This window comes from Streptomyces sp. A1277 (assembly GCF_004795015.1).
GTDB lineage: Bacteria > Actinomycetota > Actinomycetes > Streptomycetales > Streptomycetaceae > Streptomyces.
In genome coordinates this window covers 103,285-121,173 of sequence record NZ_SSBI01000013.1, presented here as the reverse complement: position 1 = coordinate 121,173, position 17,889 = coordinate 103,285, and the positions used below count along the sequence as shown (strand labels likewise).

Below are 17,889 nucleotides of genomic sequence, written 5' to 3'. Positions count from 1 at the left end.
GGGGACAGGACTGGGGGATGTACCAACATCCGAACGCCCCTTGCCTGCACGGGAGTCCGGGGCTAGCTTCCTGGTCGAATGGTTCGGATGAGGTGCCGATCAGGCACATTCCCCGCGGGGCTCGTCCGAGGGCCACTTAACGGGGGGTGCTGTGGGGCCGCGTACTGTTGCCACGCTTCTGGAGTTCGAGCGAAACGTCATCCCAGCGGTCGACTCCCTTCGGGAACTGCGCAGTCGGCGCGGCGGAGGCGACGGGCAGGCGGACGGTGGCGCCCGGGCCGGCTCCGACGAGGAGATACGTTTCGCCGTCGACGCCGTGTGTACGTCCGTCGAGGGGCTGCACGGCCTGATGCCCCCGGCGCAGATCGCCGCCACCTGCAAGGACCTGCGGGCCTGGCAGGAAGCGGGCTGCGAGGGCGTGCCGCACTTCGACAGCACCCGGGACGCGGTACCCGCCCCCGAGGACGGCGAGGCCGCCGCGTTCGTGGGGCCCGTGACACTCCCCAACAGCGACCGGCACGACGTCCACATCGAGGCGTTCTCGGTGATCCGCCAGGACCCGGACAGCACGCCTCGGCTCCAGGCGGGCTACCCGCACCCCAAGGCCGTCTTCCAGTCCACCCGGCTGCTGTCCGCCTCCCGCGGCCTGCGGGAGGGCAACTGCGTGGTCTTCTTCCCCGAGAACATCCCGGCCGCCACCCGCTGCACGGACCAGAACTTCGCCTGGTTCTTCTTCAACCGGCACACCGAGATCTACGCCCACACCCTGGCGATCACGGAGCGCCTGTGCGGACCCGGCTCGCCCTTCGCGGGCGAGGCGGAGCTCGTCTCCGCGCATGTGGACCCGGAGGACACCTACCAGGCGCGCTGCGTCTGGGGGTACATGCACGACTACTTCCACCACACCGGCCCGCGCCCCCTCGATCAGCACCTGGCGATCAAGACGACCTGGCGGCCCGGACTCCTGGAGGAGCTCAAGGTCGACATGAAGTCGGCGATCGCCTGCTTCGAGGAAGAAGTGCCGTACGGCCCGGTCGTGTTCGAGTACATCATCCTGGAACGGCTGTTCCGCTACCCGGCGCAGCCCGAGCCGCTGCGCAACTTCGATGCCGGCACCGGCTTCGCCCTGGGCACCTGGCTCGCCTCCCAGGGGCTGTTCACCCAGGACGAGCAGGGGCGCCGCAGCCTGGGGCCGAAGGCCCGGATCGTGGAGTCGGTACGTGAACTCGTGGGCCTGATCGAGGAGATCGAGCGCAACGAGGACGATGCCGCCTACAAGTCGGGTGCCGTGGACTTCCTCTTCGGGACGCTGCTGCGCCGCCCCGGGTCCAAACCCGACCGGTACGGCGGCCCGCTCGCGCCGCTCGACCTGTGGGGTGCCGAGGTCCATGTCTGAGCCCTGCGGCACGGCGGAGCTCGAAGCGATCCTCAAGGACCCGGGCTTCTGCCGCCACTCCACCGGACACACCGCCGTCGTCGACTGGGACGCCGGCACCGGCTGGTCCGACCCGCGCGTCGAGCCCTGGTCCGACCTGGCCATGGACCCGGCCACGCTCGGACTCCACTACGGCCAGGCGGTGTTCGAGGGCCTGAAGGCGTTCCGGGCCGAGGACGGTTCGGTGCACCTGTTCCGCCCCGAGGACCACGGGCGGCGACTGGCCCGGTCCGCCGCCAGGCTCGCGATGGCCGAGATGCCCGCCGAGCTGTTCGTACGGGCGTGTGCGGCCCTGGTCGCGGCCGACGAGCGGTGGGTGCCGGGCGGTTACGGGCAGAGCCTCTACCTGCGGCCGCTCCTGATCGCCACCGAACCGGACCTGGGGCTGCGGCCCTCGAAGCGCTACCGGTGCGTGATCCTCGCCTACCCGGCGGACCCCTGTTTCGGGGCCGGCTTCCGTCCGCTGTCGGTGACCACCGCGACCGAGACGGTGCGTGCCGTACGCGGCGGCACCGGCGAGTCCAAGTGCGCCGGCAACTATGCCGCCGGCCTCCTCACCCGTACCGAGGCGCAGGCCGCCGGGTACGACGAGGTGCTGTGGCTCGACGGGCTGGAGCGGAGCCGCATCGAGGAACTCAGCACCATGAACCTCTTCCTGGTCTGGCGCGACGGGGCCGAGCCCCGGGTGACGACCCCGCCGTGCGACGGGACCATCGTCCGCGGCCTGACCCGCGACTCGCTGCTGACCCTGGCGAAGGACCAGGGGATCGCGGCCGCCGAGGAGCACACCACGATCGACGCCGTCCGCGCCGGCCTGCGCTCCGGCGAGCTGGCCGAGGTGTTCGCCTGCGGCACGGCCGGTGTCGTCGTCCCGGTGGGCCGGATCGGCATCGGCGGCGAGGACATGACCGTCGGCGACGGAGGAGAGGGACCGATGACCGCGCTGCTGCGCAGCAGCCTGCTGGACGCCCAGCACAGACGTACGCCCGACGCGCACGGCTGGCTGCGGACCGTCCTGCGGGCTGACGAGAACGGGGGAGGACGCGCATGAACGACCACCACGCAACCTCGAAGGGCGACCGGGTCGGCGCCCTGTCGAGAGTCACCGTGATCCACACCCTGGGGCCCTCGGGCACCAACCTGGAGAAGGCCGCCCACCACTGGCTCGCGGAGCGGGGGGTCGCCGGCAAGGTGGTGCTCCACGCCGAGGTGGAGGACGGCCTCGACGCGATGGCCTTCGACAGCACCGAGGCCATCCTCGCCTGCGCCGTCTACCCCCGGCTGCACGACCTCGTCTTCCAGAACCTGCACCGCCTGGAGATGGCCGACAGCTTCATCCTCGACACCCACGACATGGTGCTGGCCGGGCGCCCGGACCACACCGCCGTGTCCACGATCGTCAGCCACCCGGCCCCCAGCAGCCTGGTGGCGGAGCGCGGAGAGGTCACGCTGACCAGCAGCAACTCGCGCGCCGCCGCGCTGTGCGCGGCCGGGCGGTACGACGCCTGCGTGACCACCGGACCCGCCGCGGCGGCCGAGGGCCTGCGGCTGATCGAGAACTTCGGCCCGGTGCCGATGATCTTCACGCTGCACGTCGGCCGGACCCTCGGGGACGGCGCCCGCACCGGCGCGGGGGGCACAAGCGCATGTTGATCGTCGTCCAGCCCCTGTCCGCCGGGGTCCGGCTCACCGCCCGCATGGTGGCCGCCGGCGTCCCCTGCCTCGTTCCGACCCAGTTCCCCGGACTGCTCCCGCCCGAGGTGCACTTGGGCGCGACCGTCGTCGACTGGCACCCCGACGCCGGGGCGGCCGGACTGCTCCGCCTGGTCGAGAAGGCCGTCGCGGAGACCGGCGCCGCGCCCACCGGGGTGGTCGCCGGCTTCGAGTACGCGGTGCCGGAGGCCGCCGAACTGGCCCGGACCCTCGGGCTGCCCGCGCTCGGCGCCGGTGCGGCCGAGGCCGTGCGGCAGAAGGACGTCATGCGGCAGCGGTGCGAGGAGCGCGGCGTCGCCCACCCGCGCTCGGTCGCGGTCGGCCCCGAGGCGGCGGGGCCCTGCCCGCTGCCCTTCCCGGTCGTGGTCAAGCCGGTCGACTGCGGCGGCAGCCTGATGGTGAGCCTCTGCCACGACCAGGAGGAGTACGCCCGGGCCTGCGCGCTCGTCCACGACCCCGGCGAGGACGTGAAGTTCCACCCGAACCCGCGCCGGACCGCCGTGGTCGAGGAGTACGTGGAGGGCCCCGAGTTCTCCCTCGACGGCTGGGTCGACGCCGACGGGCCGCACCTCGCGAGCGTCACCACCAAGTTCCTCTCCGCCCCGCCGGACTTCTTCGAGACGGGCCACATCGCCACCGCCCCGGAGTCCTCGCCGCACGGCGAGGTCCTGGAGCGGTTCGCCCGCCAGGTCGTGGCCGCCTTCGACCTCACGGTGGGCCCGTTCCACATCGAGACCCGGATCGTCCGCGACCGCGGCCCCGTCCTGATCGAGGTCGGGGCCCGGCTCGCCGGCGACAACATCCCCGAACTGGTGCTCGCAGGCCCCGGCGTGGACCTGTGCGCGGCCACGGCGGACGCCGCGCGCGGGGTGGTCCACGACCCCGGCGCGCTGTCGCCGGTGAGCGCGGGTCTCGCGTTCGTCACCACCGACCGGCCCGGCACCTTCGCCGGAACGCTCCCCGGCATCGACGCCTTCACCCGGGCGGCCGAGTTCCGCGGTCTCCTGCCGGAAGCGGAACCGGGGGCGGTGCTCGACCCGGGCGACATTTTCAGCAACCGGGTCGCCCGTATCCACTTCGAGGGCGACCTTGACCGGGTCGAGAGCCTCGTCGCCTCGGTCCTCGCAGACGTGAGGGTCGACGTCGACGGCGTCGGCCACCAGGACAAGGAAGGTGCCCCCGCATGAGCAACGAACTGACCGTCACCCCGACGACCACCCCGCGCCCGCGGCCCGGGGCGGCCGGGGCGGCCGGGGCCGTCCTCACCGACCACGCGTTCTTCATGCGGACCGGCAAGCGGCGCAGCTGGCAGGGGCTGACCGTGGCGGACCGGGACACCATCCCGGCGCTGCGGCCCACGGCCGCCGCCGTGCTCGCCGGTCAGACGGTCGTGGACGAGTTCGCCGCGTACCGGCTCGCGGACGGCACGGTCGCCGTGTTCCGGCCCGACAGCCACATCAAGCGCATGAACAACGGGGCCCGCCGGCTCGCGATGCCGCAGGTCGACTTCGACCGGGTCTGGAGCTCGGTGCGGGCGATGGTCGAGCTGGACGAGGGCTGGCTGCCGCAGGAGGCGGGGGCTTGTCTGCGGCTGCGGGCCGTGCTCGCGGCGGACGGCACGGAACTGGCCGCCGGGCCCGCGGACCACTGCCTCTTCTACGTGCTCGGCTCGGTGCCGGTGGCCGCGGAGGCGAAGCCGCTGAAGGCCATGACCCTGGACGGGTACGTGCGGGCCTGGCCCGGCGGCACCGGTGACCTGAACACGGCGGGCGGGCTCGCGGCGGGCGTGGTGCCCGCCGAGATCGCCGACAACTACGGCAACGACCACGTGCTGTGGCTCGACGGAGACGGCCGCTTCATCCAGCAGATCGGCGAGCTGAACGCGTTCTTCGTGATCGACGGCGTGCTCACCACACCCGCGCTCGACCGCACCGTCCTGCCCGGCGTCACCCGCGACTCCGTCGTGAAGCTGGCCCGGGACGCGGGCACCACCGTGGCCGAGCGGCCGGTGGAGCTCGCCGAGGTGCTCAAGGGGATCGCCGACGGCTCGGTCACCGAGTGCTTCGCCACCGGCACGGCCGCCGGGGTGGCGCCGGTGGTCTCCCTCGGCCACCAGGGCGAGGAGTACCGGCTCGCGTCCCAGGAGGCCGGCGCGGTGACCGCCCGCTTCCGGGACCTGCTGGACGGCATCCACCGGGGGGAGTCCGTCGACCGGTTCGGGTGGATGCGGCGGATCACCGAAGTGGCCCCCGTCCACGCCTGAGGGAGGAGAGAACCATGGCGTACGTCGTCACCGACGAATGCGTTGGCTGCAAGTACACGGACTGTGTGGACGTCTGCCCCGTGAGCTGTTTCCACGAGGGCCCCGACATGCTCTACATCAACCCCGAGGAATGCATCGACTGCAACGCGTGCGTCGCCGAATGCCCGCCCGAGGCGATCTGGGCGGACGTCGACCTGCCGGAGGACAAGTTCCAGTGGATCGAGATCAACGGCGAGATGAGTAACAAGTACCCGGTCATCTTCGAGAGCCGGGGCACCAAGGGCGAGCCCACCGAGGCCCCCGCCGAGACCTCCAGCCAGCCTTCCTGACCCAAAGAGCGGGAGCCTAGGTCATGACGACCCACGTCGAAAACCCCTTCATGCTGGGCCTCGACTCGAACTTCTATCTGAAGGACGAGTTCGAGAGCCCCGAGAAGCGCACCAACGTCACCTGGTTCTACCCGAAGATCTGCGCCTTCCAGGACGCCCTCGACTCCGAGGGCAAGAAGGCCGAGTACTTCTCCTTCCTGGACCGCCAGTCCCACCCGGAGCAGACCGACATCCTGCTCTACTTCCACATCCCGTTCTGCGAGGCGTTCTGCAACTTCTGCGCCTGCTTCAAGGAGTCGGCGGCGAAGTACCAGGGCGAGCGGCAGAAGCGCTTCGTCCAGGCGATGGTCAAGGAGATCCAGCGCAACGCCCGCTCGAAGTACTTCCAGGGCACCAAGGTCAAGTACGTCCAGTTCGGCGGCGGTACGCCGTCCGCCCTGGAGCAGGAGTCGATGGCCACCATCCTGGAGGCCGTCCACCGCGAGTTCGACCTGAGCGAGGTCGACGGCATCTCCCTGGAGGGCAGCCCGCTCGGGCTCTCCAAGGACGGCTACATCGAGATGCTGAAGTCGCTCGGCATCACCCGCATCTCCTTCGGCGTGCAGACCCTCGACGAGGACATCCGCCGCAAGCTCACCATCAAGGCCAGCGTCGAGCAGGTCCACCAGACCGCCGAGAACATCCGCAAGGCCGGCATCCGCACCTTCGCCCTGGACCTCATGTACAACCTGCCCGGGCAGGACGACGAGGTCCTGGGCCGGGACCTGGAGGGCATCTGCGGCGAGCTGCGCCCCAGCTTCGTGCAGACGTACCGCTTCAACCAGTGGGAGGGCACCCGCCTCGACCAGCAGATCCGGGCCGGCAAGGTCGCCGAGGTGAAGCCGTCGGGCGCCATCGAGCGGGAGCAGTACCGGCAGATCAAGGAGGGCCTGGCCGGCTACGGCTACGACAAGCAGCTCCTGATCAACTTCTTCACCCACCTGGACGACCCGGGCGAGATCGGCCTCAACCACGCCTGCGGCGGCAACGGCTACCGCGCCAGCTACACCCTCGGCATCGGCCCGGCCGCCGAGAACTACATGGGCGAGCGCAGCTACCGCAACCACACCGACGTCGAGCGGTGGATGCGGGAGGTCGAGGAAGGCATCATCCCGATCGAGCAGGGCCGCATCTGCTCCGAGGACGAGGTCGAGAACCGGGTCATGGTCTTCTTCCCGGTCTTCGGCAGCGTCCGCAAGGCCGATGTCGCCAACTTCGAGAAGTACCGCCGCGAGGTGGACTGGCTGGTCGCCGGCGAGTACGCGATCGAGACCGACGAGGAGCTGACCCTCACCGAGGTCGGCCGGGAGAACGCCGGCAACATCGCCTTCCTCTTCTACTCGGACGAGGAGAAGGCCCGCGCCCGGCGCACGATGTACCTGTCGCTGAAGAACAAGCGCAACCCCTTCCACCAGGACGCGCAGAACATCCCGCGCACCCCGCTCTTCCTCCAGACCCGCCCGAAGTCGGCGGAGGAGACCGCCAAGGAGACCAGCCCCGCGAAGACCGAGGGGAGCTGAACCACCGGTGGAAAACCGCAAGACCCAGAAGGAGATCGAGGACGACCTCCGCGAGGTGATCGCCCATATCTTCCCGGGGCAGCTGGTCGAACTCGACACCGACACCCCGCTGTTCAACGGCGGTCTGTCGCTCAACTCGACCCAGATGATCGAACTGACCCTGGCCTTCGAGACGTTCTACGACATCGAGCTCGAACCCGAGCTGCTGACGACGGAGAACTTCGCGACCCTGGGTTCGCTGGCCGGTCTCCTGGAGGAACTCCTCGAAGACGAGGTGTCCCCTGTCTGAGATCCGTCCGGACGTGCGCGTGGTGCTGATCCACGGGAACGCCGGAGCGAGCGTCGAGGGCATCTGGTTCCCGTACCTCAAGCGGGAACTGGAGGCCCTCGGCGCCGAGGTGGTGGCCGAGACCTTCCCCGACCCCATCAAGGGCCGGATGCGGTACTGGCTGCCGTACCTCACCGACGTCATCCGCCCGGACGAGCGGACGGTCATCGTCGGCCACTCCTCCGGCGCGCTGGCCGCCTTCCGGTACGCCGAGAAGGCACCGCTCCTCGGCACCTTCGCCGTCGCCGGCCACCACCACGACTGCGGCTTCGAACTGGAGCGGCGCAGCGGCTTCTTCGACACCCCGTGGGACTGGGAGGCGATCCGCGCCAACCAGTCGTTCATCGAGCAGTTCCACTCGAAGGACGACCCCTGGGTGCCCTTCGAGGTCGCCGAGGAACTGCACGAACTGACCGGGAGCACGTTCAACGCCATGCACGGCATGGGCCACTTCGGCTCGTACGACCAGCAGATGGACACCTTCCCGGAGCTGCTGGAGGCGATCCGCCGCCGCCTCGACGGGACTCGCCTGGAGGAACGATGAACGTCACGCTCGCCGACGAGCTGCTGGAGCGGCGGCGGGACAGCACGGCCACGGCCGTCGTGGACCTGGAGACCGGCGAGCAGGTCTCGTACCGGACCCTCGCCCGGCGCGTCCAGGCCCTGACCGGCCTCCTGGCCGGGCTCGGCGTGGGCCGGGGCGGGACCGTCGCGATGGTGATGGACAAGTCCGCCGCCTCGGTGGCGGTCATGTGGGCCGCGCTGCGGCTCGGCGCCCGCTACGTACCGCTGGACGAGTCGCTGCCGGCGGCCCGGATCGCGCTGCTGCTCGGCAAGTGCGCGCCCACGGCCACCCTGGTCCAGCCCGCCTACCGGGCGCTGCTCGACGGCGCGCCGGCCGGGAAGGTGGTCACGGTGGGCGCGGACCCCGTGGACGCCGGCACCGGCTGGGACCCGTCGGCCGAGGCCGAACCCCGGCCGGCCGAGGTGGCCGGCCGGAGCCCCGAGGACCACGCGTACGTCGTCTTCACCTCCGGCTCGACCGGCTCCCCGAAGGGCGTCGTGATCAGCCACCGGTCGATGTGCGCCCTGCTGACCGGAGTGCAGGAGACCGTCGGCTTCGAGGACGGCATGCGCTTCCTCAACGTGGCGCCGCTCTTCTTCGACGCCTCCGTCGTGGACCTGTGGTCGACGTTCCTGGTCGGCGGCACCGTCCACCTGCTGCCCCGGCTGCGCATGCCCACCCAGGTCACCCGCGCCATCGAGGAGTGGCGGATCACCGACACACTGCTCGTGCCGTCCGTGATCCGGATGCTGGTCGGCCGGTTCAGCGACGCCGGGCGGCGCGACCTCGGCTCGCTGCGGCGGCTGTGGTTCGGCGGCGAGTCGTGCCCGGTGTCGGTCCTCGACGCGTTCTCCGCCCTCGTACCGGGACTGCGGTACGTGCACGGGTACGGGCCCACCGAGACCACCCACAGCGCCACGCTCTTCCTCACCGACGCCCCGGGCGGGGACGGCGATGAGTTCCTGCCCATCGGCCATCCGCTGCCGGCCGTGGACGTGCTCGTCGTGGACGACGCGCTGCGGCCGGTGGAGGACGGGGAGACCGGTGAACTCCTCATCGGCGGCGCGCAGGTGATGGCGGGATACTGCGGCGAGCCGGAGCGCACCGCCCGGTCCGTGGTCGAGCTTCCGGCCGGCTCGGGGACCCGCTACTACCGCTCGGGCGACTACGTGCGCCGGCGGCCCGGGGACGGCGCCCTGGTCTTCCTGGGGCGCCGCGACGACGCCCTGAAGATCAACGGCAACCTCGTCCACCTCTCCGAGGTGGAGGCGGCGACGCTGGCCGTGGCCGGGGTGTCGGACTGCTGCGCGCTCCCGGTGGCGCACCCGCTGACCGGCCGGGCCGTCATGCTCTTCGTCCTGGGCGCGCGGGACGGCGACACGGGCCTGAGCGAGGAGGAGCTGCGCCGCGGCCTCGCGCTGCGGCTGCCCGACTACATGCTGCCGGCCCGGATCGAGTTCCTGGCCGACGGGGACGTGAGCCTGACGCCGTCCGGCAAGCTCGACCGCGCCCGGCTGCGGGAGGTCGCGGACGCGACCGGGAAGGGGACGGAGTCCAGGTGAGCGACGAGGAGCTGGCCCGCTTCGAGCGGTGCGGCGTGCTGACGGTCGTGCCCCGCTCGGCCACCGGGCTCACCCTCGGCGACGACCCCGCGCTGCTCCTGCGGCACCGGGCGCAGGAGTTCCTTCCGGCCCCCGGCACCGTGGACCGGCTGGCCGACGCGTACGCCCGCGAGGGGCTTGCCGTCGAGGCCCGGACCGAGGCGGGCCTCACCGTATCCGGAGCCCCCGCGCTGCTCGCGGACGTCTTCGGCCATGCGGTGCGGCCGGTGCGCAACAAGTACATCCGGGAGACCGTCCGCCGCGAGTTCGCCGCCGCCGGCCCGCTCCGCTCCCGGCTCCACACCGAGCTGGTCGCGGAGGTACGGGCCCCCCGGGCGGGCTTCGAGCTGGGCGCCGGGGCCCCGCCCGCACCCCGGGCCACCCCGCCCCTGCCCCGCGACGCCCGCTACCTGCGGCTGCCCGAGGACGCGGTACGCCTCGCGGACGCCGGCCGGGCGCACGAGGCGGGCGTCCGGGGCGACGGGGTCCGGGTGGTGATGGTCGACACCGGCCTGTACGACCATCCGCACCACCGCGCCCACGGCTACCGCACGACGGTCGTCCCCGCGCTGTCCGCCCTCGACCCGGCCGTGGACGAACGCGGCCACGGCACCGCCATGTCGGCGCTGCTGCTCGCGGTGGCCCCGGCGGCCGAGCTCACCATGGTCAAGATGGCCTGCGCAAGCTTCTCCTTCCCGGTGGCGGCCTTCCAGCGGGCGGTGGAGCTGGCACCGGACGTCATCTCGTGCAGCTGGGGCACCCTGCGCGCGGAGCCGCATCTGCACCTGGAGGTCGCGAACGCGCTGCGGCGCGGGATCACGGTCCTGTTCGCCGCGGGGAACGGCTCCACCGACCGGCGTACCGCCATGTTCCAGTCGGTGGCGACCCCGGGCGCCATCACGGTCGGCGGGGTCCACGTGGCACCGGACGGGCGCAGGCGGGCCGCCGACCTCGCCTCCAGCTACCGCTCGGACGTCTTCCCCGGACGACGGGTCCCCGACCTGTCAGGGCCCTGCGGCATGCTGCCGAACGGCGACTACGTGGTGTTCCCGACCCAGCCCGGGTGCATGTTCGACCGCCGTAACAGCGCGTACGACAACACCGCCCCCGACGACGGCTGGCTGGTGTCCAGCGGGACGTCGGGGGCGACGGCCTACGCCGCCGGGGTGGTGGCGCTCGCGGTGCAGCAGGGCATCGGCAACGGCCGCGCGCTGACCGCGGCGGACCTGGCGGACGCCTGCCTTCCGGTGACGGAGGGGCGGACGCTGACGGGCGACGACTGCGGCGGACTCTGCCCGAACGAGGCGGTGGGCCACGGGCTGCTCACGGTCCCGGGCCTCGCATGACGTGGGCGGACGGCCTCGTCGGCAGGCGGGTCCTGTGCGTGGGAACGGACCTCGCGGACGTGGCGGAGATACGGGGCGTGCTCACCCGTCAACCGTCCTTCAGGACCAAGGCGTTCACCGAGGCGGAGCGCGCCTACTGCGACATCCCGAAGGACCCGGCCGAGCGGTACGCGGTCCGGTTCGCGGCCAAGGAAGCGGTGCTGAAAGCACTGGGTACGGGCCTCGCGGGTGCGCCGCTCACCGATATCGAGGTCCGGCGGGCCCCGGAGGGGAAGCCCTCCCTCCACCTCGCGGGCCGCGCGGCGGCGCTGGCGGAAGCGGCGGGCGTCCGCACCTGGCTGATCAGCCTCACGCACACGGCGGCGCAGGCGCACGCGATGGTGGCAGGGCTCGGGGACGAGACGTAGGGGCGCCGGCCCTTACGTCACTCCACCTCCTCCAGCTTCGGCATCTCGCCGCCCGTCGTCCCGTTGTCGATCAGCGAGAACGGTGAGCCGTCCGGGTCGGTCAGCGCCGCGAACCTGCCGAACGGGATCGTCAGCGGGCCGAACCGCAGCGTCGCCCCCAGCGACTTCGCCTTCTCCACGGCCGCGTCGCAGTCCGCCACCGTGAAGTACACGTTCAGGTACGGCGGCACCTCCGCCGGGAAGTCGTCCGTCATCCTCATGCGGCCCAGCACCGGGTCCGCGCCCAGGTCGTAGAGCGTGAAGTCGACGGCGTCGTCCGCCATGCGCTGCACGCCGTATCCGAAGACGGCGGGGAAGAAGGCGTCCGCCTTCTCCGGGTCGCGGGTGAAGACCTCGGCCCAGTTGTACGCGCCGGGCACCGTCCGGGCCTCGAACCCCTTGTGGCTGCCGGGCTGCCAGACGCCGAAGGCCGCCCCGCCCGGGTCGGTGGCCACCACCATCGTGCCGAACTCGCCGACCCGCATGGGCTCCACCCGGACCGTGCCGCCGTGGTCGCGGATCTTCGACGCGGTGGCCGCCGCGTCCGGGGAGGCCAGGTACAGGGTCCAGCCGGTCGGCATCTCGTCCGACGGCCGGGGCATCAGCGCGGCGACCGCCTTCTCGTTCACGAATGCCTGCGTGTAGCCGCCGTACTCGTCCAGCGTGTCGCCGAACGTCCAGCCCAGCAGCTCACCGTAGAAACGCTTCGCCTCGGCGAGGTCGCCGACCGTCGCGTCGGCCCAGCAGGGCGTGCCCTCTGCTTCTGCGGGCATGGTGGGTCATCTCCTCGGGTGACGGGTGCCCCCTGCCCACGCTAGCCACCCTCGGTCTCTCCTGCGCGTCGAGCCGGCGGACCGGCCACCGAGCGGGCCACGCCCAGGTCCACCAAGTCCTGCGGGCGCAGACGGAGTTGGCCGGCCGTGGCCCGGACCCGGTCCGCATCCCGCTTCAGGATCGCCGCGGCCAGCTCCGGGGCGATGACCGAGAAGTAGCTGTCCGGGGTGACGTGCGTGCGGTCCGGCGCCGCCAGGGCCAGCGCGCCGCCCGAGCCGCCCTCGCCGATCACCAGGGTCGTGACCGGGACCCGGGCCGCCGCGATCGCCGCGAAGGCGTCCGCGATGGCCGCGCCCGCGCCGGACCGTTCCGCCTCCGCGTCGTTGGCCGCGCCCGGGGTGTCGACCAGCGTGAGGACCGGGACGCCCAGCCGGTCGGCGAGCCTGATCACCCGGGCCGCCGTGCGGTAGCCGGCCGGGCGCGTCGCGGTGCCGCACTGCGCCACGTACGCCACCGGCCGCCCCTCGCGCAGCCCGAATCCGCAGAGCAGCCCCGGGTCCGTGCCGCCGCAGCGGTCGCCGCTCAGCGGGAGGCGCACGTCGAAGTAGGCGTCCAGGTAGGCCCCGGCGCGCGGCCGGTCCGCCGCCCTGGCGCGCAGGACCGCGTCCCAGCCCGTGCGGGGCAGGTCCGCCGCCGCGAGCGCGTCCGGGACCGGGGCGGGCGGGGGCGGGGCGTCGTGGTGGGCGAGCAGGCCAAGCCAGCGTCCGACCGTGGCCGGAAGGTCATCGGGCGGGACGATCGCGTCGACGGAACCGGCCGCGAGCTGGCCCTCCGCCCCGTACGCGGCGGGGTCCGCGTCCGCCGGACGCACCCGGGAACCGGCGAACCCGATCTGCGCCCCGGGCAGCGCCAGGACCACATCGGCGCCCGCCCCCAGCGTGGCCCAGCCGCCGCCGGTCGTCGGGTCGCGCAGGACCGCGAGCTGGGCCGGCCCCGCCGCCCGCAGCCGGGCCGAGGCGCGGGCGACCCGGTGCAGCTGGGTCAGCGCGATCATGCCCTCCTGCATGCGGCTGCCGCCCGTGGCGATCAGCGAGACGAGCGGCAGCCGCCGGGTGACGGCCTCCTCGTACGCCGCCTCCAGCCGGTCACCGGTGCGCTGCCCGAGCGAGCCGCCCAGGAAGCCGAACTCGAACGAGATCAGGACGCACGGGTGCCCGCCGACCGTGGCGGCGCCGTGGACGACGGACTCCTGCTCGCCGGTCCGGGCGGTGGCCCGGGCCCGGGATTCGGCGTAGCCGGTCCAGCCGAGCGGGCCGTCGCCCGCGGTGTCCCCGGCCGGGGCGGCGGACTCGGTGAAGTCGGCGGTGAGCGCGGCGATCGCCTCGCGTGCCGTCAGCCGCTCAGTCATGGAGCGCCCGCTTCATGATCTTGCCCAGGTCGTTGCGCGGCAGGGCGTCCAGGTAGCGGACCGCGCGCGGGCGCTTGTGCGGGGCGAGCTGGGCGGCCACGTGGTCGGCCAGGGCGTCGGCGGCGGGCGGGGCGGCCGGGTCGGCCGGGACCACCCAGGCCACGATCCGCTCGCCCAGGTCCGCGTCCGGCTCGCCGGTGACGGCCGCCTCCCGGACGCCGGGGTGGTCGAGCAGCGCGTTCTCGATCTCGCCGGCGCCGATCTTGTAGCCGCCGCTCTTGATCAGGTCGGTGGCCTTGCGGCCGACGATCCGCACGTATCCGTCGGGGTCGAGCGTGGCCATGTCGCCGGTGCGGAACCAGCCGTCCCCGGTGAGCGCGGCGGCCGTGGCGTCGGGGCGGTTCAGATAGCCGGTGAACAGGTTCGGGCCGCGCACCTGGATCTCGCCGATCGACTCCGGGCCGTCGAGCGGGGTGCCGTCCTCCTCGACGAGGCGCAGCTCCACGCCGCGCAGGGGCGGGCCGACCGTGCCGGGGCGCGGGACGCCGTCGGCCCGTACGCCCGTGTTCATCAGGGTCTCCGTCATGCCGTACCGCTCGATGACCCGGCGGCCGGTCGCCGCCGCGATGCGTTCGTGGTCGTGGACCGGGAGCGCGGCCGATCCCGAGACCAGCAACCGGGCGCCCGCAAGGGCCTTCGCGAAACCGGCGGAGGCGTCCGGGTCCGCCAGCGCCTCCGCGAGCCGGTGGTACATGGTCGGTACGCCGAACAGCATCGTGCCGCCCGCACCCAGCTCCCGGGCCACGCCCTCGGGCGAGAACCGGCCCAGGTGGCGTACCGAACCGCCCCGGCGCAGCGGACCGAGCACGCCGAGGATCAGGCCGTGCACATGGAAGAGCGGCAGCGCGTGGACGAGGACGTCGTCGGCGGTCCACTGCCAGGCGTCCTCCAGCGCGTCCAGCGAAGCGGCGAGCGCCCGGCGCGGCAGGACGGCCCCCTTGGGCGGGCCGGTCGTCCCGGAGGTGTACACGATCAGGGCGGGGGACTCGGGGTCCGGCTCGGGGAGCGCCGCAGGGGCGGGGCCGGTGGCCGCCGTGCCGACGTCCACCCGGTCCAGGGCGGCCAGGGCGGGCGGGAGCACGTCGTCCGGCGAGGCCAGCACCGCCGAGGGCGCGCTGTCCGCGACGATGTGCGCCAGCTCCCGTTCCCCCGTCTTCGGGTTCAGCGGGACGGCCGGCACGCCCGCCCGCAGCGCGGCGACCACGGCGACGACGGTCCGCGCGGTCGGCGTGGCCCAGACGGCCACCCGGCCCGCGCCGGCGAGCCGGGCCGCGAGCGCGTCCGTGACCTCGGTCAACCGGGCGTACGTCAGGGAGGCTTCGTCGAACCGGACGGCTTCTCGGGCGGCCGCCGGAGAGGCCGCGTCCTGGAGGGCAGGCAGAAGTGGCATCACCCTGCGCACCCTAGTGCCGCGGCACCGGATCGATCCCGCGTTCCCGTCCCTCGAATCCGGCTCGAACAGGGGGCCCGGGATGTGACGGTGCCCTCACCCGTTCCGCTGGATGTTCCGCATGCGGCCGTACGCGTACACACAGCCCGCCAGGGCCAGGTCGGACAGGAGCATGAAGCCGATCGAGTACGAGTCCTTCGCGCTGTAGATCGCGCCCATCACCAGCGGCGGCACGAATCCGCCGAGCCCGCCCATCGCGCCCACGATCCCGGTCACGCTGCCCACCTTCGCCTGCGGGGTCACCTGCGAGACCAGGGCGAAGACGCTGCCGCTCGCGGTGCCCAGGCCCGCCGCCATGACCAGCAGCGCGATCGTGCCGCCCGGCGACAGCTTCGGGTCGAACGCCTGGACGATGGCCAGGAGGGCGGCGACGCCCAGCGCCACGCCTGTGTCCACACCGCCGGTCAAGAACGGGCAGGGTCCACGGGCCCCACCTGCCTGGTCCGTACGGGGGAGGGGTTCCTGCCCCCCAACTTCTCATATGGCCCGGAGCTGCGACAATTGGGGCATGGATCGTCTGGACAGGGAAATCCTCGGTGTCCTCCAGGAGGACGCCCGGATCTCGTACCGCGACCTGGGCGTACGGGTCGGGCTCAGCGCCAACGCGGCGGCCGACCGGGTACGGCGGCTGCGCAAGGACGGCGTCATCCGCGGCTTCACCGTGATCATCGACCCCGCCGCCGACACCCGCACCGGCCTCGTCGTCTTCATCGACGTGACCCTGCGGATGGACACCACCAACGAGACGTTCGAACGGACGGTGCTGGCCCTGCCCGGCATCACCGAGGTGGTGCACGTGACCGGCGGGCACGACTACCTCGTACGGGCCACCGTCGCCGACACCGTCGCGCTCGACACCCTGCTGCGCCGCCTCAAGCGCGAGGCGGGCGTCGCCCACTCGAACACCCGCGTCGCACTCCGTGCCGCACCCGGCCCGTGACGCGCCGGGGAACCGCCCCGGCGCCCGCGAGAGGCCGGCGCCCCGGACTCCACAGCCGCACTCGGCCCGCGACGCTCCGGCGCGCCCGGCTCACAGCGGCGCCTGCCACGTCACCACCGGCGCCCGCGAACCGTCCGGCTCGCGCCCGTCGTCCGCGACCGTGAGGCGGACCGCGCCCCGCCCGTCCGGCAGCGTCGCCGTCACGTCCACCTCCACCTCGATCGCCGACACCCCCTCCCGCCGGTGCGCCGCCGCCAGCGCCCCGCGCAGCGCCGCGAGCAGCCGCCCGCCCACCGGTTCCGTCACGAGCGCGTCCACCGCCCCGGCGAACTGCACCGACGGCTGGAAGCCGAGCACCGCCGCCGCGCCCGCGGTCTCCCGCAGCACCCGCCCCCGGAAGGTGGCCGGGGCCTCGGCCGGCGGCTGCTGAAGGGCGAAGATGGCCGTCCGGACCTCCTGGATCGTCGAATCCAGCTCGTCCACGGCCGTGGCGATCAGCTCACTCGTCTCCCCGGCACCGGCCCGGCGGCGCGTCGACTCCAGCATCATCTCGGTGGCGAACAGCCGCTGGACCACCAGATCGTGCAGGTCCCGCGCGATCCGGTCGCGGTCCTCGTACACCGCCAGCTGCTCCCGGTCGTGCTGCGAGTCCGCCAGGACCAGGGCGAGCGCCGCCTGCGAGGCGAACTGGGCGGCCAGCAGCCGGTCCAGGCCGGTGTACGGGCGGGCGCCGCGCCCCCGGGGCAGGGCGAGGGTCCCGATGAGCCGGCCCCCGCTCTGCAACGGCAGCATCATGCTCGGGCCGAACCGGGACCGCACCGGTGTCGTCATCCGGGGATCGGTCGCCGAGTCCTCGATGAACACCGCCTCGCCGCCCAGCAGCTGGGCCAGGACGGGGGAGCCGGGCGCGATGGCCGTGCCCACGAGCCCGGCCGGGTCATCGGTGGAGGCGACGACGATCTCCATGCCGCCCTCGTCGGTGGGCTGGAGGATCACCCCGGCGGCCGCGTCGCTGAGGATGCGGGCCCGTTCCGCCACGGTCGTCAGCGCGTCGGACAGGTTCTCGCCGGTGAGCAGGGTGTTGGTGACGGCGGCGGCGCCCTCGATCCAGCGTTCGCGCTGCCGGGCGCTCTCGTACAGCCGGGCGTTGCCGATCGCGATGCCGGCCTGCGCGGAGAGGACCCGCAGCAGTCCGGCGTCGGTCTCGGTGAAGTGCCCGGTGGGTTTCTCGGCGAGGTAGATGTTGCCGAAGACCTCCTGGCGGACCCGGATCGGGGCGCCGAGGAACGAGCGCATCGCGGGATGGCCGGGCGGGATGCCGGTGGAGCGCGGGTCGGCGGTCAGGTCGTCGCAGCGCAGCGGCCCCGGCGCGTCCACGAGCGCGCCGAGCATGCCCGTGTGGCCGTCGGGGAAGTCGCCGATGGCCGCCTGCTCGGCCTCGCTCATCCCGCAGACGAACAGCTCGCGGATCGTGCCGTGCCCGGGGTCGAGTACGCCCAGCGCCCCGTACCTGGCGCCGGTCAGGGCGGTCGCGGTGTCGATGATCTGCTGGAGCGTGGACCGCAGTTCGAGGTCGGAGCCGACGCTCAGCACCGCCTCCAGGAGCCGAGGCAGCAGGGGCGACTCCGGCAGGCCCCGGTCCGGGACCGCGCCGCCCGGCTCGTCCGTCATC

Annotated in this window: 17 protein-coding genes and 1 pseudogene; 13 read left to right on the top strand and 5 right to left on the bottom strand. The window is 73.0% G+C overall.

From position 1 onward, the window contains the following. Nucleotides 1-151 precede the first annotated feature (151 nt). The 12 genes from E6R18_RS11660 to E6R18_RS11605 are packed head-to-tail and all read left to right on the top strand — an operon-like array spanning nt 152 to nt 11,546. Entirely contained in the window at nt 152-1,396 is a 1,245-nt protein-coding gene (locus E6R18_RS11660; protein ID WP_240799688.1) for a DUF6421 family protein, read from the top strand. After that, nucleotides 1,389-2,486 (top strand): branched-chain amino acid aminotransferase, encoded by a 1,098-nt coding sequence (locus tag E6R18_RS11655; protein WP_136316805.1) that lies wholly within the window; start codon nt 1,389-1,391, stop codon nt 2,484-2,486. Before E6R18_RS11660 ends, E6R18_RS11655 begins: the two co-directional genes overlap by 8 nt. Next, complete coding sequence (locus tag E6R18_RS11650; RefSeq protein WP_136316804.1) at nt 2,483-3,088, top strand: bacilysin biosynthesis protein BacA; 606 nt, start codon at nt 2,483-2,485, stop codon at nt 3,086-3,088. Before E6R18_RS11655 ends, E6R18_RS11650 begins: the two co-directional genes overlap by 4 nt. Then, the gene (locus E6R18_RS11645; RefSeq protein ID WP_136316803.1) at nt 3,082-4,335 is read left to right on the top strand and encodes an ATP-grasp domain-containing protein; all 1,254 of its coding nucleotides are present in this window, start codon (nt 3,082-3,084) and stop codon (nt 4,333-4,335) included. Before E6R18_RS11650 ends, E6R18_RS11645 begins: the two co-directional genes overlap by 7 nt. After that, nucleotides 4,332-5,411 carry an aminotransferase class IV gene (locus E6R18_RS11640; protein WP_136316802.1) on the top strand — a complete coding sequence of 360 codons (1,080 nt, stop codon included), beginning with the start codon at nt 4,332-4,334 and terminating at the stop codon, nt 5,409-5,411. Before E6R18_RS11645 ends, E6R18_RS11640 begins: the two co-directional genes overlap by 4 nt. A 14-nt stretch (nt 5,412-5,425) precedes the next feature. Beyond that, nucleotides 5,426-5,740 (top strand): ferredoxin family protein, encoded by a 315-nt coding sequence (locus E6R18_RS11635; protein ID WP_136316801.1) that lies wholly within the window; start codon nt 5,426-5,428, stop codon nt 5,738-5,740. A 23-nt stretch (nt 5,741-5,763) separates the two neighbouring features. After that, the gene (locus tag E6R18_RS11630; protein ID WP_136316800.1) at nt 5,764-7,299 is read left to right on the top strand and encodes a radical SAM protein; all 1,536 of its coding nucleotides are present in this window, start codon (nt 5,764-5,766) and stop codon (nt 7,297-7,299) included. A gap of 7 nt (nt 7,300-7,306) precedes the next feature. Further along, nucleotides 7,307-7,588: a phosphopantetheine-binding protein gene (locus E6R18_RS11625; protein WP_136316799.1), complete on the top strand. Its 282-nt coding sequence runs from the start codon at nt 7,307-7,309 to the stop codon at nt 7,586-7,588. A 19-nt stretch (nt 7,589-7,607) separates the two neighbouring features. Then, a complete protein-coding gene (locus E6R18_RS11620) occupies nt 7,608-8,171 on the top strand; it encodes an alpha/beta hydrolase (RefSeq protein ID WP_240799687.1) in 564 nt (187 codons plus the stop codon). Further along, nucleotides 8,168-9,754, top strand: coding sequence for an amino acid adenylation domain-containing protein (locus E6R18_RS11615; protein WP_136316797.1), 1,587 nt, complete (start codon nt 8,168-8,170; stop codon nt 9,752-9,754). Before E6R18_RS11620 ends, E6R18_RS11615 begins: the two co-directional genes overlap by 4 nt. Continuing rightward, nucleotides 9,751-11,139 (top strand): S8 family serine peptidase, encoded by a 1,389-nt coding sequence (locus E6R18_RS11610; protein ID WP_136316796.1) that lies wholly within the window; start codon nt 9,751-9,753, stop codon nt 11,137-11,139. The genes E6R18_RS11615 and E6R18_RS11610 overlap by 4 nt, the downstream gene beginning before the upstream one ends. Then, on the top strand, nt 11,136-11,546 hold the full coding sequence (locus E6R18_RS11605; protein WP_136316795.1) for a holo-ACP synthase: 411 nt from the start codon (nt 11,136-11,138) through the stop codon (nt 11,544-11,546). The genes E6R18_RS11610 and E6R18_RS11605 overlap by 4 nt, the downstream gene beginning before the upstream one ends. 17 nt (nt 11,547-11,563) lie before the next feature. On the opposite strand, the gene E6R18_RS11600 is transcribed toward E6R18_RS11605, so the two are convergent. From E6R18_RS11600 to E6R18_RS35240, 4 genes and pseudogenes are all read right to left on the bottom strand, one after another. Further along, the gene (locus tag E6R18_RS11600) at nt 11,564-12,358 is read right to left on the bottom strand and encodes a VOC family protein (RefSeq protein WP_136316794.1); all 795 of its coding nucleotides are present in this window, start codon (nt 12,356-12,358) and stop codon (nt 11,564-11,566) included. Between the two features lie 41 nt (nt 12,359-12,399). Next, nucleotides 12,400-13,767, bottom strand: coding sequence for a carboxyl transferase domain-containing protein (locus tag E6R18_RS11595; protein ID WP_136316793.1), 1,368 nt, complete (start codon nt 13,765-13,767; stop codon nt 12,400-12,402). Further along, complete coding sequence (locus tag E6R18_RS11590; RefSeq protein ID WP_206308263.1) at nt 13,760-15,220, bottom strand: acyl-CoA synthetase; 1,461 nt, start codon at nt 15,218-15,220, stop codon at nt 13,760-13,762. The genes E6R18_RS11595 and E6R18_RS11590 overlap by 8 nt, the downstream gene beginning before the upstream one ends. Nucleotides 15,221-15,313: 93 nt before the next feature. Continuing rightward, nucleotides 15,314-15,661 (bottom strand): annotated as a pseudogene (locus E6R18_RS35240) (MFS transporter); the annotation flags it as partial. Nucleotides 15,662-15,785: 124 nt separating this feature from the next. Here E6R18_RS35240 and E6R18_RS11580 point away from each other — a divergent pair. After that, on the top strand, nt 15,786-16,217 hold the full coding sequence (locus E6R18_RS11580; protein WP_136316791.1) for an Lrp/AsnC family transcriptional regulator: 432 nt from the start codon (nt 15,786-15,788) through the stop codon (nt 16,215-16,217). A gap of 90 nt (nt 16,218-16,307) precedes the next feature. Here E6R18_RS11580 and E6R18_RS11575 read toward each other — a convergent pair whose 3' ends face one another. Beyond that, nucleotides 16,308-17,888, bottom strand: coding sequence for a GAF domain-containing protein (locus E6R18_RS11575; RefSeq protein WP_136316790.1), 1,581 nt, complete (start codon nt 17,886-17,888; stop codon nt 16,308-16,310). Nucleotide 17,889 lies beyond the last annotated feature (1 nt).

Bases quoted from the DNA above. Each gene is read 5' to 3' on its own strand.
- E6R18_RS11655 (WP_136316805.1), top strand. From the start codon at position 1,389: ATGTCTGAGCCCTGCGGCACGGCGGAGCTCGAAGCGATCCTCAAGGAC.
- E6R18_RS11650 (WP_136316804.1), top strand. From the start codon at position 2,483: ATGAACGACCACCACGCAACCTCGAAGGGCGACCGGGTCGGCGCCCTG.
- E6R18_RS11645 (WP_136316803.1), top strand. From the start codon at position 3,082: ATGTTGATCGTCGTCCAGCCCCTGTCCGCCGGGGTCCGGCTCACCGCC.
- E6R18_RS11640 (WP_136316802.1), top strand. From the start codon at position 4,332: ATGAGCAACGAACTGACCGTCACCCCGACGACCACCCCGCGCCCGCGG.
- E6R18_RS11635 (WP_136316801.1), top strand. From the start codon at position 5,426: ATGGCGTACGTCGTCACCGACGAATGCGTTGGCTGCAAGTACACGGAC.
- E6R18_RS11630 (WP_136316800.1), top strand. From the start codon at position 5,764: ATGACGACCCACGTCGAAAACCCCTTCATGCTGGGCCTCGACTCGAAC.
- E6R18_RS11615 (WP_136316797.1), top strand. From the start codon at position 8,168: ATGAACGTCACGCTCGCCGACGAGCTGCTGGAGCGGCGGCGGGACAGC.
- E6R18_RS11605 (WP_136316795.1), top strand. From the start codon at position 11,136: ATGACGTGGGCGGACGGCCTCGTCGGCAGGCGGGTCCTGTGCGTGGGA.
- E6R18_RS11600 (WP_136316794.1), bottom strand. From the start codon at position 12,358: ATGCCCGCAGAAGCAGAGGGCACGCCCTGCTGGGCCGACGCGACGGTC.
- E6R18_RS11595 (WP_136316793.1), bottom strand. From the start codon at position 13,767: ATGACTGAGCGGCTGACGGCACGCGAGGCGATCGCCGCGCTCACCGCC.
- E6R18_RS11580 (WP_136316791.1), top strand. From the start codon at position 15,786: ATGGATCGTCTGGACAGGGAAATCCTCGGTGTCCTCCAGGAGGACGCC.
- E6R18_RS11575 (WP_136316790.1), bottom strand. From the start codon at position 17,888: ATGACGGACGAGCCGGGCGGCGCGGTCCCGGACCGGGGCCTGCCGGAG.